General features: G+C 70.0%; 11 protein-coding genes. 10 read left to right on the top strand and 1 reads right to left on the bottom strand.

Translation table 11 applies throughout. The features are described 5' to 3' along the window. Positions 1 to 43 precede the first annotated feature (43 nt). The 6 genes from AC1MEY_RS28725 (at position 44) to AC1MEY_RS28700 (ending at position 5,887) form a co-directional block, all read left to right on the top strand. Entirely contained in the window at positions 44 to 1,255 is a 1,212-nt protein-coding gene (locus AC1MEY_RS28725; protein WP_480228712.1) for a DUF2510 domain-containing protein, read from the top strand. Between the two features lie 253 nt (positions 1,256 to 1,508). Further along, the gene (locus tag AC1MEY_RS28720) at positions 1,509 to 1,898 is read left to right on the top strand and encodes a hypothetical protein (protein WP_480228711.1); all 390 of its coding nucleotides are present in this window, start codon (positions 1,509 to 1,511) and stop codon (positions 1,896 to 1,898) included. Positions 1,899 to 2,078: 180 nt separating this feature from the next. Beyond that, complete coding sequence (locus AC1MEY_RS28715) at positions 2,079 to 3,779, top strand: DUF4012 domain-containing protein (protein WP_480231717.1); 1,701 nt, start codon at positions 2,079 to 2,081, stop codon at positions 3,777 to 3,779. Between the two features lie 109 nt (positions 3,780 to 3,888). Beyond that, positions 3,889 to 4,191, top strand: coding sequence for a hypothetical protein (locus tag AC1MEY_RS28710; RefSeq protein WP_480228710.1), 303 nt, complete (start codon positions 3,889 to 3,891; stop codon positions 4,189 to 4,191). Positions 4,192 to 4,314: 123 nt separating this feature from the next. Further along, positions 4,315 to 5,163, top strand: a complete 849-nt coding sequence (locus AC1MEY_RS28705; protein WP_480228709.1) for a hypothetical protein — start codon at positions 4,315 to 4,317, stop codon at positions 5,161 to 5,163. 10 nt (positions 5,164 to 5,173) lie between these two features. Further along, positions 5,174 to 5,887 carry a crotonase/enoyl-CoA hydratase family protein gene (locus AC1MEY_RS28700; protein WP_480228708.1) on the top strand — a complete coding sequence of 238 codons (714 nt, stop codon included), beginning with the start codon at positions 5,174 to 5,176 and terminating at the stop codon, positions 5,885 to 5,887. Positions 5,888 to 5,977: 90 nt separating this feature from the next. Here AC1MEY_RS28700 and AC1MEY_RS28695 read toward each other — a convergent pair whose 3' ends face one another. Next, the gene (locus AC1MEY_RS28695) at positions 5,978 to 6,580 is read right to left on the bottom strand and encodes an HD domain-containing protein (RefSeq protein WP_480228707.1); all 603 of its coding nucleotides are present in this window, start codon (positions 6,578 to 6,580) and stop codon (positions 5,978 to 5,980) included. Positions 6,581 to 6,695: 115 nt separating this feature from the next. On the opposite strand from AC1MEY_RS28695, the gene recC reads away from it, so the two are divergent. The 4 genes from recC to AC1MEY_RS28675 are packed head-to-tail and all read left to right on the top strand — an operon-like array spanning position 6,696 to position 15,680. After that, positions 6,696 to 9,989, top strand: a complete 3,294-nt coding sequence (recC, locus tag AC1MEY_RS28690; protein ID WP_480228706.1) for an exodeoxyribonuclease V subunit gamma — start codon at positions 6,696 to 6,698, stop codon at positions 9,987 to 9,989. Between the two features lie 5 nt (positions 9,990 to 9,994). Then, positions 9,995 to 13,303 (top strand): UvrD-helicase domain-containing protein, encoded by a 3,309-nt coding sequence (locus AC1MEY_RS28685; protein ID WP_480231716.1) that lies wholly within the window; start codon positions 9,995 to 9,997, stop codon positions 13,301 to 13,303. Beyond that, positions 13,300 to 15,030, top strand: a complete 1,731-nt coding sequence (gene recD / locus AC1MEY_RS28680) for an exodeoxyribonuclease V subunit alpha (protein WP_480228705.1) — start codon at positions 13,300 to 13,302, stop codon at positions 15,028 to 15,030. The genes AC1MEY_RS28685 and recD overlap by 4 nt, the downstream gene beginning before the upstream one ends. Continuing rightward, positions 15,027 to 15,680, top strand: a complete 654-nt coding sequence (locus AC1MEY_RS28675; protein ID WP_480228704.1) for a L,D-transpeptidase family protein — start codon at positions 15,027 to 15,029, stop codon at positions 15,678 to 15,680. Before recD ends, AC1MEY_RS28675 begins: the two co-directional genes overlap by 4 nt. Positions 15,681 to 15,782 lie beyond the last annotated feature (102 nt).

Genomic DNA, 15,782 nt, shown 5'->3' with positions numbered 1-15,782 from the left:
ATTCGCAGCGCTCTCTCAGGCGCGTAATGGAGAGGTTCCTGCGATGACGACACCTTCGACGCCGGCCGGCTGGTATCCCGACCCCGACGGCTCGGGTGCACAGCGGTACTGGGACGGCTCGGCCTGGACCGAGTCCGCACCGGCCACGCAGTCATCGACTTCCGAGGAGACCGCGGTCGTGAACGAGAAGTCCCCCGCGGCGCAGGCCCCCGCGGAAAGCGTCGACGACGAGCCACAACCGCTCGAGACTTTCTCAGAGCCGGACAACACCATCCCCCCGATTCCTCCGGGCCAGCCTGCGGCGTTCGAGCCGCCGACCTTCGAGAGCTTCGAGACCCCGTCCTTCGAGGAAATTGCGTCAGGCGCTCTCTCGATGCCCGAGCCACCGCCGCCGGCCGAGGAGACCGAGGCCGCGGATGCGGACGCGGCGGCTGCGGAGGCGGCCGAGGCTGTGACACCCGCCGAGTCGTGGCCGGCGCAGACCGCGCCCGCCGCCCAGGACGAGGCAGCGTCCCCCGAGCCGTCCGTCGCACCGACGACCACGACCCAGTCCTTCGCCCAGCGACCCGAGCGGGACGACCGCGAGACGCCGACTCCGTGGAACGGGGCATCCTTCGGAGCGGGTCTGCCCTCTGGTCAGTCCCCGTACGGCGGCGGTCCGCAGGCGCCGAACAATCGCAAGCTGCTCGTCGGTTACCTCAGCGCAGTCGGCGCACTCCTGTTGGTTCTGATCCTGGTCCTGTTGTACGCGTTCGTCATTCGTGACGACGAGCCGACCCAGAGCGCCTCGACCGATCTGACGACGTCGACGACCGAACCCACGTCGAGCATCCCCTCGGACACCGCGGCGCCCTCCGAGACCGCAGCGGCACCGCCGGTCGGCGGTAACGTGGCCGAAGGCCCGTTCACGTTCACGGTGGCGGGTTCCGAGACCGGGGCCACGGTCACCTCCGCCGTCGACCCGTCCCTGACGAAGACGGCCGTCGGCGAGTTCGTCGTGGTCTTCGTCAACGTGGCGAACACGAGCCCCGACGTGCAGACCTTCGTCCCAGCACTGCAGGTGCTCAAGGCCGACGGCACACCGTTCCCGCCGGACGACGAAGCGTCCACGTACGTGGGCAGCGGGGTGGTGACAATCACCCCCGGCGAGGCGATCGATACCGCGGTGGCCTTCGACGTGCCGACCGGGACCGTGGCAACGGCGATCGAGCTGCACGGCATTCCTGGCGGCGCCGGGGCCGAACTACCGCTGTAGCGCGGGCGCCTCGACGGCGTTCGTACCTACCTTCGTAGCGCCACAAGACGCACACAATCCGTTCGCTGAAGCAGCCGCAGATTGTTGACGAATGCGGCGAATAGGCGCTCTCTCAGCCCGTCCAACGCAGCGAAAAACACCGTTTGACAGGCAGGATGGCGTCTGCGATGCTTGCGTCACATTTTAATGGGGAGGCTGGGGGAGCCAAATGGGGAACATTGCTACGAAGGTGCGCGTCGGGGTTGCGGCCGGAGTGATCGCGACAGCTGCAGCGCTGCCGGCAGCACCAGCTCAGGCAGAGCCTGCAGCACCTGCGACGACGGGCACGCTGGGCTCGTCCGCAGTCGGCGCCGCACCGTTCTGGTTGGACACGGGACGCAACGCTGCACCGCCCGTCGGCGTCGTGTCGCGGGTGGCCGCCGCACCGATGCCGCCCAGCTACTTCTACCTGGGTGCCGCCAATCCGAACCCGGCAGAGCGCACCACGGTCCTGAGCCTCAACCCGCTCGGTCTGCTGCCCGGTTTCGTGCAGCCCTTCTTCGGTTGGTTCACCGCACTCAACCTGGAAGCGTGCGTGGCCGGTTTGAGCGCGAAGATCGGCATGTATGGCACCGTCTCCGTGAGCGTCGGCAGAAGCTGCTGATCAATCGCACGCTTGCGTGCGACTGCGTGGTTCCCATCGTTCCGCTGCATCGTCATCTTGGCGATGTCGTGGTCCGGCTGAGTGTCGACGCGCACGCCTGAGACTTTAGGGACGACTGTGCGGCACAAGACTCGTACGTGGCTGCTCGTGTCAGCGGCCCTTCTGTTGGCAGTGGCAGCGATGGTCGGATGGCTCGGATACGTTGCTTCGCAAGCAAAATCGGAACTGGAACAGGCTCGCGACAGCGCGCAGCTGGCCAAGGAGTCGTTGTCACGAGGCGACGCGACGGGTGCGACGACGTGGGTGGATAAAGCCCGCGTTCACGCTCAGAGCGCGCGAGATGCAACGCATTCGTTCCCCTGGGTCGTCGCGTCCTCAGTGCCCTGGGCCGGCAGTCCGCTCAAGGCAGGGCAGGAGATATCCGACGTCGTTCTCGGGCTGGTCGGGAACGTCCTCCAGCCGGCGGTCTCGGTCGGAGAGGCGATCTCGCCCGACCAACTGCTGAACGGTGCAGGTCGCCTGGACGTCGAGTTGCTCCGGAACGCGGCGCCCCAACTCGTCGCGATATCGACCGCAGCGAAGGCACTGAACCAAGAAGCCGAGGCCATCACGGATCCCGCGTATCTCGCGTCCATCCGCGATGCGCGGAGTGCATTGCAGGCTCAGACCGCTGACCTCGCCGGCCTCCTCGACAAGACCTCCATGGCCGCCCAACTGGCCCCGTCCATGTTTGGAGCGGACGGTCCCCGCACCTACTTCATGGGTTTTCAAACCAACGCGGAGGCGCGCGGCACCGGCGGACTTCTCGGCGGGTTCGGCATTCTACGATTCGACGATGGCACCGCTTCGGTGGACGCGTTGGGTCGCAACAACCAGTTGGACAAGCCCTTTGCGCCGGTCGACCTCGGCACGGAGTTCGACCAGCAATACGGCTTCGTCAACCCATCGACCGACTATCGGAACAGCAACGTCAGCTCGCACTTTCCCTACGCAGCCCGGATCTGGCAGTCGATGTGGGAGCAGCAGTCCGGAACGCGGGTCGACGGGGCAATCGCGATCGACCCCGTGGCACTCAGTTACGTGTTGGCCGTCGTCGGCCCGGTGACGATGCCGGATGGGGAGGTCGTGACCGCGGACAACGTCGTGGAACTGACCGAGTCGACGGCGTACGTCAGGTTCGCCGACGACAACGACGCCCGAAAGCAGTACCTGCAGGACATAGCCGGTGCCGTCGTCACGCGGATGACCGACCGAGTGGGTTCACCGCGCGCACTCTTGGACGCACTCGGTAGAGCCGCCGGTGAAGGCAGGATCGCCGTGTGGAGTTCGGTGCCGGCCGATCAGAAGCTGCTCGAGGAGACACCACTGGCACACATCGTGCCGGAGGATCCTGCGCCCTACGCCGAAGTGCTGGTGAACAATCTGGGCGGTAACAAGTTGGACTACTACCTCACCCGGCAGATCAAGTACACGGCGAACGCTTGCGAATCCGAGACTCGGAGTTCGGCCGTCACCGTCCGTCTGACGAATGATGCACCGGACGCGGCGTTGACGAGTTACGTGGCCGGATCTGAGGGACTGCGCCAGGGACTGCTCGCCGACGTGCCGAACGGGACGAACCTGACGATGGTGTCCCTACTCGCGACGAAGGGCGCCGATCTGACGGCCGCGTACGTGGACGGCAGGCGGGTAGCCGTCTTCACCGGGACGGAACGGGGTCATCCGGTCTATGACGTACAACTTCGGCTCGAGCGCGGCAGAACCGCCGAGGTCAAGTTCGAACTCACCGAACCGACCGCGCCTGGCGCCCCACGCGTCCCCGTGCAACCACTGCGTGACACGCCGGTGCCGCTGGTGTCCGTGCCCGTCTGCACCGGTTGACGCGAAACAGAAGACGGCCGGGACACTCGAGGGTTTCCCCCGATTCCGCTGGGTCGCAAGGTCGATACCGTGATGGTGGTTCGGGTGGGGATCGTCCGGGGGGACTTCAGTGAATACATTCCATTCGTCGTCGCGCATCAACGACGAAGGCAGCAACGGGTCCTCCAACGTTCGATGGGTCATCGGTCATCACGCGCCGACGTCCTCGCACGGCGCTCCGGCCACCACGATGATCGTCGATCTGAGCGGTTGGCAGCGAGCGATCCTGCTCCTCACGTTCTTCAGCATCCTGAGCGTCGGCTTCGCGGGATCGGCGGCGCTCGCCGGCGTTGCACTCGCGTGGGCGCTGTTCGCCGCGGTCGCGATCGCTGCCCGGCGTCGTTCGTCGGAACCGGACTCGCTGCACTCCTGACGACCGCACTTCCTCACACGATCAGCTAACTTTCCGCTTGATCGCATACGATGCCGTCAGCGAAGCGCCGGTTTCGTGGCAACCGACGGATGACCTCGTGAGGGCAGTGTGGACCTGAACACCATGACCTGGGCCGATGTGACCAGCCTCGGATCGCAGGAATGGCTGGCGATCGCCGCGTGGGTCGCGCTCGTCGTCATCATCGTCATCGCCGTCTGGGTGAGCCGACTGCTGAAGCGAAATCGCCAGCTCACGACCGCGCAGATCCGTCCGCAGGTCGCGATGTTCATGGAGCCGCACGCCTCCGACTGGCACGTCATCGAACTCGTCGTCCACAACTTCGGGCAGACCGCGGCGCACGACGTCCGCTTCGACTTCCCGCACCCGCCGACCGTTGCCGTCTACGAGGACAACCACTTCGGCGGACCGCCCGAGATCGCCGAGCTGGACCTTCCCAGCGAACTGCCGCTGCTCGCACCCGGGCAGGAATGGCGAACGGTGTGGGACTCCGCGATCAGTCGCGAGCAGCTCGGCGGCTCCATCCGATCGCGCTTCGACGGCACCCTCACCTACACCGACCAGGCCCGACCTGCAGGCGGCAAGGCGTCGCGCGCCTGGAAGAACCGGCAGACGTTCGAGTCGAAGGTCTGCCTCGACTGGGCCACGCTGCAGCCCGTGCAGCGTCTGGAACTCCTGACCGGACACGACCTGGCCAAGCGGGAGAAGCAGAAGCTCGAACTGCTGCGCACCGTGCTGACCTACTTTCACTACGCGTCCAAGGAGACCCGGCCCGACGTCTTCCGCGCCGAGATCGACCGCATGAAGCGCGCCGTCGACGAGACGCAGGACCGCTGGCGCACCAGCCAAGCCGACAAGACCACCGAACTCGACTTCCCCTGGATCAAGGACGACGTCGCCGGTCGTCACCGCGTCAACGGCGCTGACCGACGGACGCCGCAGCGCGCTCAGTAACATCGCCGGGATGAGCAGCCCGGTCACCTACGCACTGAACGAATCCGTCGCGACCATCACGCTGGACGACGGGAAGGTCAACGTGCTGTCCCCCGCGATGCAGCAGCACGTCAACGACGCGCTCGACCAGGCCGAGCAGGCCGCGTCCGCCGGCGAGGTCAAGGCGATCGTGCTGGCCGGCAACAACCGGGTGCTCAGCGCCGGCTTCGACCTGTCGGTGTTCAACTCCGGTGACGCCGCGGCGGCGCTCGGCATGCTGTCGGGCGGCTTCGAGCTGTCGATCCGGCTGCTGACGTTCCCGGTGCCCGTCGTCATCGCCGCGACCGGACCCGCGATCGCGATGGGGTCCTTCATGCTGCTCAGCGGCGATCACCGCGTCGGGTCGCCGAGTTCGCGCTGCCAGGCCAACGAGGTGGCGATCGGCATGGTGCTGCCCATCTCCGCCATCGAAATCATGCGGATGCGGTTGACGCGCGCGGCCTTCCAGCGTGCCGTGGCCCTGGCCGCGGTGTTCTCCGGTGACGCCGCCGTGTCGGCGGGCTGGCTCGACGAGATCGTCGAGGACGGGAACGTGCTGGCCCGTGCCCACGAGGTGGCCGCGGAGTTCGCCGCGACACTGCACGTGAAGGCGCACCGCGCCAGCAAGGTCAAGGCCCGCGAGGACGCCCTCAAGGCCATCCGCGCCGGCATCGACGGGCTGCCCGAGGAGTTCGGCAACAGCTAGGGCGCCGCCCCGCCGATTTGTCGCGACTTGTCGCTCCGAGGCGGGCAAGTCGTCACGCGCTCCCGCCGGGAGCGGCCCCGAAAAGCGAACTCAGCCCTGCTCCGCGTCGACGCGCGCCTCGAGTTCGTCGATGACGCGTTCGAGTTCGCCGACCAGCCAACCGTCCTGATGCTTCTGGTAGACGGCGAGCAACGACCGGTAGTACCAGAGGTGTTCGCGTGGATCCTGCTCGCTGAACCGCTGCCACACCGCAGGCCCGTCGGAGCGGTGGTCGCGCAGGATGGCGCGAGCGTTGTCGAGCTTGTCGGCCAGCGACACCAGCAGCGTCGCCTTGGAGGCATAGCCGAGGTGGTCGACGTAGGCCTGCTTGCGCGCCTTCCACGGCGGCTTGGGCACCTGGTCGGTGTCGCTGCACTCCTCGACGATGGTCGCGACGCCATCGCCGAACCTGGCGCGGATCTCGGCCAGGGTCGGCGCGCCGCCCTGATCCTCGACAGCGTCGTGCAGCAGCCCGGCGATCGCCTGGTCCTCCGTGCCGCCGCCCTCGATCACCAGACTCGCGACCGACAGCAGGTGCCCGACGTAGGGAATGCCGCTGCCTTTGCGCTCCTGGGTGCGGTGCAGCTGCGCGGCGTAGGCGAGCGCCTCGTCGAACCGCTCGGACAGCTTCGGTGTGGTGGTCTCCGTTGGCATGTGCCCCCCTGTCTACTCGCTCGGCACACCTTCACTGTGGCACAGGGGTACGACGCGGCACCCCGTGTGAACGAACCCGGGACCCCTGTCGCAGCGACGTCCTAGGGTGGAGTCGATGGGCCTCCACCTCCACCGTGCCGAGCGCACCGACGCGCTCGCCGCGGGTCTCGGCGATCTCCTGGCACGACCGCTGGACGATCCGTTCGCGATGGAGCTGGTGCTGGTCCCCGCGCGCGGTGTCGAGCGGTGGCTGTCGCAGCGGCTGTCCCACGTCCTCGGCCGGGGCGACGGAAGCGACGGCGTGTGCGCCGGCGTCGAGTTCCGCAATCCACGCTCGCTGATCGCCGAACTCACCGGCACCGCCGACGACGACCCCTGGTCGCCCGACGCGATGGTGTGGCCGCTTCTCGAGGTGGTCGACGCCAACCTCGACAAGCCGTGGTGCCGCGCGCTGGCACTGCACCTCGGCCACTTCGAGGATGGCGAGGCCGAGAAGGAGCTGCGCCTGGGCCGGCGGTACGCGGTGGCGCGGCGCATCGCCGGACTGTTCGCGTCCTACGCCCGCCAGCGCCCGCGGCTGCTCGTCGACTGGCTCGACGGCGATCCCGGCGCCCTGCCCGTCGACCTCGACTGGCAGCCGCCGCTGTGGCGCGAACTGGTGGCCCGCATCCCGGCCAATCCTCCGCACGTCCGGCACCGGGCCACCGTCGACGGCCTGCAGGCGGCGTCGAATCTGGATCTGCCGCAGCGTCTCTCGATGTTCGGCCACACGCGGCTGCCCGCCACCGAGATCGAGCTGATCACCGCGCTCGCCACCCATCACGACCTGCACCTGTGGCTGCCGCACCCGAGCGACGAGCTGTGGCAGGCGCTGAGCGGCGTCCACGGCGCCGTGCCGCGTCTCACCGACGAGAGTCACCGCGCCGTCGGCCACCCGCTGCTCGCCACGCTCGGCCGTGATCTGCGAGAGCTGCAGCGGAGCCTGCCCGTCGACGTCGCCACCGACGAGCACCTGCCCGGCACCGCCCACGGCGATCACCTGCTCGGGTGGCTGCAGGCCGACATCGCCGCCAATAGCGTTGCGCAACAAGGCCGTACGCACACCAAGGCCGACCGGTCGGTCCAGGTGCACGCGTGCCACGGCCCGGCACGTCAGGTGGACGTCCTGCGCGAGGTGCTGCTCGGCCTGCTCGCCGACGACCCCACCCTCGAGCCGCGCGACATCCTGGTGATGTGTCCGGACATCGACACCTACGCCCCACTCATCAACGCGGACTTCGGTCTCGGCGACGTGTTACCTGGCGTGCACCCGGCGCACAAGCTGCGGATGCGGCTGGCCGACCGTGCGCTGGTGCAGACCAACCCGCTGCTCGGCGTCGCGACGCAGCTGCTCGGCCTGGCGGGCAGCCGGGTGACGGCCAGCGAGGTGCTCAACTTCGCGCAGTCCGCGCCGGTGCGGGCGCGCTTCGACTTCACCGATGACGATCTCGAGGACGTCACCCGCTGGGTCCGCCAGGCCAACATCCGGTGGGGTTTCGACCAGGAGCATCGCAAGCCCTACGGCGTCGACTTCGTGCACAACACATGGCGTTTCGGCATCGACCGCGTCCTCACGGGCGTGACGATGTCCGACGATGCGCACGCCTGGATCGAATCGACGCTCCCCCTCGACGACGTCAGCAGCAACCGCGTCGAACTCGCCGGCCGGTTCGCCGAGTTCGTCGACCGACTCCAGCGCACCGTCGACGCGCTCGACACCGCGCAGCCGCTGCGCGACTGGCTCACCTCGATGTCGGAGAGCATCGGCCTGCTCACCCGCACCACCGATGCCGACGCGTGGCAGGTGGGGCAGATGGACCGCGAGTTCGCCGACGTGCTGGCCGCGGCCGGGGCGCGCGCGGACACCGTGCTGCGACTGCCCGACGTCAAGGCGCTGCTCGAGCGCCGCCTGGCCGGACGGCCAACCCGCGCCAACTTCCGCACCGGCACGCTGACCGTCTGCACGATGGTCCCGATGCGGTCGGTGCCGCACCGCGTGGTGTGCCTGGTCGGCCTCGACGACGGCGTGTTCCCGCGCCGCGGCATCGTCGACGGCGACGACGTTCTCGGCCGCGACCCGATGACCGGTGAGCGCGACTCGCGGTCGGAGGACAGGCAGCTGCTGCTCGACGCCATCGGCGCGGCCACCGAGAAGCTGGTGATCACCTACACCGGCGCCGACGCGAAGTCGGGTCAGCAGCGGCCGCCCGCCGTCCCGCTCGCCGAGCTGCTCGACGCGCTGGACCGCACCACGCCCGAGCCGGTCCGCGACCGCATCCTGGTCCGGCATCCGCTGCAGCCGTTCGACGTTCGCAACGTCGAGCCCGGGCGGCTGGTGCCCGACGTGCCGTTCACGTTCGATCCGACCGTGCTGCGCGCGGCCCGCGCCGGCGCCGCCGATCGCACGCCGCCGCAGCCGTTCATCAGCGGACCGCTGCCTGCGCCCCCGCCGTCGGACGTGGAACTCGCCGAGCTGATCGCGTTCTTCCGCGACCCGGTCAAGGGCTTCTTCCGCGAGCTGCAGTACACGCTGCCGTGGGACGTCGACGGCGTGGACGACGAGATGCCCGTCGACATCGACGCGCTCGAGGAGTGGAGCGTCGGCGACCGGATGCTCGCCGACATGCTGGGCGGGATGACGCCGGACGACGCTCGCGATGCCGAATGGCGGCGGGGCACCCTGCCGCCCGGTCGGCTCGGCTGGCGCAAGGCCACCGAGCTGCGCGACCAGGCGCACCTGCTGGCCGCGGCGGCCATGCGGTACCGCAACGCGGCGGTGCGGGCCTTCGACGTCGACGTCGACCTGGGTGGCGGACGACGGCTGACGGGGACGGTGTCGCCGGTGTTCGGCGAGCGGATCGTCTCGGTGACGTACTCGAAGCTCGCGGGTAAGCACCTGCTGGGCACGTGGATCCCGTTGCTGGCGTCGTACGCTCGCGAGCCGTCGACCGAGTGGTCGTCGGTGTGCATCGGCAGGCCGAAGCGGCGCAGCACCCCCGTCGAGGAGGGCCTCGGCCGTCCGGACGACTCCCCCGTGGACCTGCTGAGGGATCTGGTGAAGATGTACGACGCGGGCAGGCGCGAGCCGCTGCCACTGCCCATCAAGACCTCGCACGCGTGGGCCAGCGCCCGGCACACCGGCGACGACCCGGAAGGCGCAGCGGGATACCGCTGGCGGTCGAACAAGTTCCCCGGCGAGGAGGAGGACCCGGCTCAGGTCCGCGCCTGGGGGAAGGGCACCTGGCTCAGGCACCTGATGCAGCCGCTGCGTCCGGGTGAGGAGTACGAGGGCGAGACGAACCGCCTCGGTGCCTACTCCAGCCGCCTCTGGTTGCCGATGCTGCGCGCCGGTCAGGACCCCACCCGATGACGCCGATGACGCCGTTCGACCTGTGCGGGGCGTTGCCCGCCGAGAACGCGACCACCGTGCTGGAGGCGAGCGCGGGCACCGGCAAGACGTTCGCGCTGGCCGGTCTGGTCACCCGCTACGTCGCCGAGGGCGTCGCGACGCTCGACCAGATGCTGCTCATCACGTTCGGCCGGGCCGCCACCCAGGAACTGCGCGACCGCGTGCGCCGCCAGATGGCCGACGCGGCAGCGGCTTTCGACGACCCGTCGCTGATCGGCGACAACCTCCTGGTGGCCCACCTGGTGAACGGCACCGCCGAGGAGCGCACCGCGCGTCGGCAGCGACTGCGGGACGGGCTCGCGTCCTTCGACTCCGCGACGATCGCCACCACCCACCAGTTCTGCCAGCTGGTGCTGCGCTCGCTCGGCGTGGCCGGCGACTCCGACACTGCGGTGACCCTGGTGGAGAGCCTCACCGATCTGGTCACCGAGGTCGTCGACGACCTCTATCTGGCGCACTTCGGGCAGGAGCGCGAGGACCCGGCGCTCACCTACCGCGACGCGCTGAGCCTGGCCCGCGAGGTCGTCAACAACCCGGCGACGGAGCTTCGGCCGCTGCACCCCGAGCCGGGATCGCGCGCCGAGACGTGCATCCGCTTCGCCACCGACGTGCTGGCGGAGATGGAGATCCGCAAGCGCCGCATGGGCATCCTCGGCTACGACGACCTGCTGACGCGGCTGGCGAATGCGCTCGATGCCCCCGACTCCCCCGCCCGGACGCGGATGCACCAGCGCTGGCCGATCGTCATGGTCGACGAGTTCCAGGACACCGACCTGGTGCAGTGGCAGGTGATCGACCGGGCGTTCAGCGGGCGGTCGACCCTGATCCTGATCGGCGACCCAAAGCAGGCCATCTACGCGTTCCGCGGCGGCGACATCATCACTTACCTCAGCGCGGCGCAGAGCGCGGGCGAGCAGATGACGCTGGCGACCAACTGGCGCAGCGACGCCGCACTCGTCAACCGGTTGCAGGCCGTCCTGGAGGGCGCCCACCTCGGCGACGAGCGGATCGTCGTGCACCGGATCGAGGCGGCGCATCAGGGCACCCGCCTTGCCGGTGCGCCGCATCCCGATCCGTTCCGGATACGCGTCGTGCAGCGACCGACGTTCGGCAAGAGGGGGATTCAGAACGTCCCCATCGACGACATCCGCAGGCACGTCGGCCGCGACCTGGCCGCAGACGTCGCCACCCTCCTCGCGAGCGGGGCAACGTTCGACGGCCACACGATCGAGGCGCGGGACGTCGCGGTGATCGTCGAGAAGCACAAGGACGCGCGGATCTGCCAGGACGCGCTCGCGGCCGCAGGCATCCCGTGCGTCTACACCGGCGACTCCGACATCTTCGAGTCCGCCGCCGCCGAGGACTGGCTCGCCCTGCTCGAGGCGTTCGACCAGCCGCACCGGCCCGGCGTCGTGCGCGCCGCCGCCGCGACCGTGTTCTTCGGCCACACCGCCGAGTCACTGGTCGCCGGGGGCGAGAAGCTCACCGATGACCTGTCGGAGACGTTGCGCGAGTGGGCCGGTCACGCCCGGGAGCGTGGCGTCGCGGCGATCTACGAGGCCGCGCAGCTGCGGGGCATGGCCGACCGCGTGCTGTCCTGGCCCGACGGCGAGCGGCACATGACCGACCTCGCCCACGTCACGGAGATCCTGCAGGACGTCGCCCACTGTGAGCGCTACACGCTGCCGGCCCTGCGCGACTGGCTGCGGGCCGAGCGCGATGATCGCGGCGACGGCCGCACCGAGCGCAACCGCCGACTCGACAGCGACGTCGCCGCGGTGCAGATCATGACCGTCTGGGTGAGCAAGGGCCTGCAGTACCCGATCGTGTACCTGCCGTTCGCGTTCAACCGGTGGGTGCCCGAGGACGAGAACGTCCTGTTCCACGAGGGTGACGTGCGGTGCCTGTACGTCGGCGGCAAGGACGGCCCCGACTATCACGCCGTCGCCAAGCAGGGCCGGGCCGAGAACGCCGGCGACGACAGCCGTTTGACGTACGTCGCGCTGACCCGCGCGCAGGCGCAGGTGGTGGCGTGGTGGGCGCCGTCGGCGAACGAGTCCACCGGCGGGCTGTCGCGCATCCTGCGCGGCCGCTCCCCCGGCGAGGCGACGGTGCCCGACGTCTGCGTCCCTAGCAAGACCAACGACGACGACGCCTGGGCGCGCCTGCAGGCGTGGGCCGATGCGGGCGGGCCGGTGCTCGAGCCGTCGGTGCTCACCCCCGCCCCGAAGCCGCCGGTTCCGGACCGGCCCACCGATCTCGGCGCGCGGCACTTCCACCGCGGCATCGACACGTCGTGGCGCCGCACGTCGTACTCGGGGCTCATCCGCGTCACCGAGACCACGAACGTCAGCAGTGAACCCGAGGTCGCCGAACTCGACGACGAGGCATCCGCCGAGATCCCGCTGGCCCTGCCGGCCGCCGGGCCGTCGGTGCCGTCGCCGATGGCCGACCTCCCGACGGGCGCGAGGTTCGGCACGCTGGTGCACTCGGTGCTCGAGACCGCCGACCCGACCGCGGCGGATCTCGGCGCCGAACTGACGGAGCAGATCCGCGTGCACCTGGTGTGGTGGCCGATCGACGTGCCGCCCGAAGATCTGGCCGCCGCGCTGGTGCCGATGCACGACACGCCGCTCGGCCCGCTGGCCAACGATCTGACGCTGCGTCAGATCGGCCTGCAGGACCGCCTGCGCGAGTTGGACTTCGAGTTCCCGCTGGCCGGGGGCGACCTGCGCGCCGACGCGCCGGACGTCCGGTTGCGCGACGTCGGGCGGCTGCTCACCGAGCACCTGCCCGCCGACGACCCGATGGCGTCCTACGCGGGGCGGCTGACCAGCGAGCCGCTCGCCAGTCAGACCCTGCGCGGGTACCTGAGCGGTCAGATCGACGCGGTGCTGCGCGTGCCTGATGCGAGCGGCGGGTACCGGTACGTCGTCGTCGACTACAAGACCAACTGGCTCGGTGACGGCGACGATCCGCTGACCGCCGCCGACTACGACCGGCCGCGCCTGATCGAGGCGATGCTGCACTCCGACTACCCGCTGCAGGCGCTGCTGTACAGCGTTGTGCTGCACCGGTTCCTGCGGTGGCGGCAGCGCGGGTACGACCCGGACCGGCACCTCGGCGGCATCCTCTACCTGTACGTGCGCGGCATGTGCGGACCGGAGACGCCGGTGGTCGACGGTCACCGGGCCGGGGTGTTCGACTGGCAGCCGCCCGCCGCGCTGATCGTGGCGATGTCGGATCTGCTCGACGCGGGGAGGGCGGTGGCATGACGGTCGTCGACGAGGCGCACTGGCGGCGCGCGGCCGGGGCCACCGGGCTGCTGCGCGAGTTCAACGACGCGGGCGTGCTCGATGCGTCCGACGTCCTGGTGGCCCAACGCGTGACCGCACTCGGCGGCGACGTCGACGAGCGGGTGGCACTGGCGGTCGCGCTGACGGTGCGGGCACTGCGCGGCGGATCCGTGTGCCTCGAACTGGCGGGCGTCGCCGAGCAGGTCGACGTGCCCGACCTGCCGTGGCCCGAGACAGACGGGTGGGTGGCCGCCGTCCGCGCGAGCCCGCTGGTCGACACCACGCCGCACGTGCTGCGGATGCGCGGCGACGCCATCTACCTCGACCGGTACTGGCGCGAGGAGCAGCAGGTCGCCGACGACCTCCTCGCGATGGTGTCCGCCGACCCGACGACCACCCGCGCGACCGACGTCGACCGGCTGTTCCCGCCGGACTACGCCGAGCAGCGCGCCGCCGCGGAACTGGCGCTGCGGCAACGCCTCACGGTCATCACCGGCGGCCCGGGCACCGGCAAGACCACGACGGTCGCGCGGCTGCTGGCCCTGCTGGCCGGCGACGCGCACGCCTCCGGAGCGCCGCCGCTGCGGATCGCGCTGGCGGCACCGACCGGCAAGGCCGCCGCCCGCCTGCAGGAGGCCGTCCAGGCCGAGATCGACCAGCTGGACCTGGTGGATCAGCGCCGCATCGCCGGGCTGCAGGCCACGACGATGCACCGGCTGCTCGGTAGCAGGCCGGACAACTCGTCGCGGTTCCGCCACCACCGCGGCAACCGGCTGCCGCACGACGTGGTGGTGGTCGACGAGACCTCGATGGTGTCGCTGACGATGATGGCGCGGCTGCTCGAGGCGGTGCGGCCGGAGGCGCGGCTGCTGCTGGTGGGCGATCCCGATCAGCTGGCGTCGGTGGACGCGGGTGCCGTGCTGGCCGACCTCGTCGACGGGCTGGGTGAACGCGGCGACGTCCGCATCGCGGAACTGAAGACCCCGCACCGGTTCGGCGAGGCGATCGGTGCGCTGGCCGCCGCGATCCGCGACGGCGACGCCGACGCCGCGATCGAGGTGCTGCACGCGGGTGGTGACCACGTCGAGTGGATCGACGCCGAGGATCCGACACCCGCTCTGCGCGCGGTGCTGCTGCCGCCCGCGATGGACCTGCGGCGGGCGGCGATCCTGCGCGACGGGAAGACCGCGCTCGCCACGCTCGACGCGCACCGCCTGCTGTGCGCACACCGGCGCGGCCCGCACGGGGTGGCGCACTGGAACCGTCAGGTCGAGCGCTGGCTGACCGACGCGACGGGTGAGCCGATCTGGACGGCCTGGTACGCGGGCCGGCCGATCCTGGTCACGGCCAACGACTACGGCCTGCAGCTGTACAACGGCGACGTCGGGGTGACACTGGTGGACGACGCCGGACTGCGCGCCGTCGTCGCGGGCAGCGGCGCGACAGTCTCGCTGGCGACGAGCCGGCTGGCCGACGTCGAGACGATGCACGCGATGACGATCCACAAGAGCCAGGGCTCGCAGGCGCGGGAGGTGACGGTGCTGATGCCGCCGGTCGACTCTCGGCTGCTCACCCGTGAGCTGTTCTACACCGCGGTGACGCGAGCGAAGGAGAAGGTGCGGGTGGTCGGATCGGCCGATGAAGTGCGCGAGGCGATCTCGCGGCGGGCGGTCCGCGCGACCGGGCTGGCGTCGAGGCTGCGATGAGGGTCGTCGCGCTTCTGATCGCCGTCGCGCTGACCGCGGCCGAGGCGCCGTCGGCGCACGGTGAGCCGATGGCCTCCCCTGCCGAGCAGCTGATCGTCGTCACCGCGCCCACCGCGGACTCCGACGTCGGCCGCCTCGCCGCCTACGAGCGCACCGGGCGGGAGTGGACGCTGGTGCGCGGACCCATGGACGCCGACCTCGGCGAACTCGGGGTGGGCGCTCCCGCCGACGACGTCTTCCGCACCCCGACGGGCACGTATCCGCTGGGCATGGCCTTCGGTCGCGAGCCGAATCCCGGGACGTCGCTGCCCTACACGCAGGTGACGCGCAGCGACTGGTGGGACGAGGACGTCGACTCCCCCACCTACAACACGCTGGTGAATTCGCGCACGAAGCCGTCCGAGGACGCGGAGAACCTCTACACGTCGGGCGAGATGTACGACTACGCCGTGCTCGTCGAGCACAACCCGCAGCGCATCCCCGGCCGGTCGGCGGGGATCTTCTTGCACGTCACCGACGGCGAGCCGACGTGGGGGTGCATCGCCGTCGAGCGCGACGAGATGCGGTCGCTGCTGCAGTGGTTGACGCCGTCGGCCAACCCGCGGATCACGGTCGGCGTCGGCCCGGAGCCGGTGCCGCCGGCCGAGTAGCTAGCTGGGTCTGACGCACCCGGATTTACCCATCTGCAAGTTTGCCATTGACGTTCATAAACGTTCGTGTTTGCATTGCCGCGAGCGTATTGATCGAAGTGC

Source organism: Mycobacterium sp. PTI7 (genome assembly GCF_056679845.1).
The sequence above is the reverse complement of the archived record's forward strand: the minus strand, read 5'-3'. Positions and strand labels throughout refer to the sequence as shown.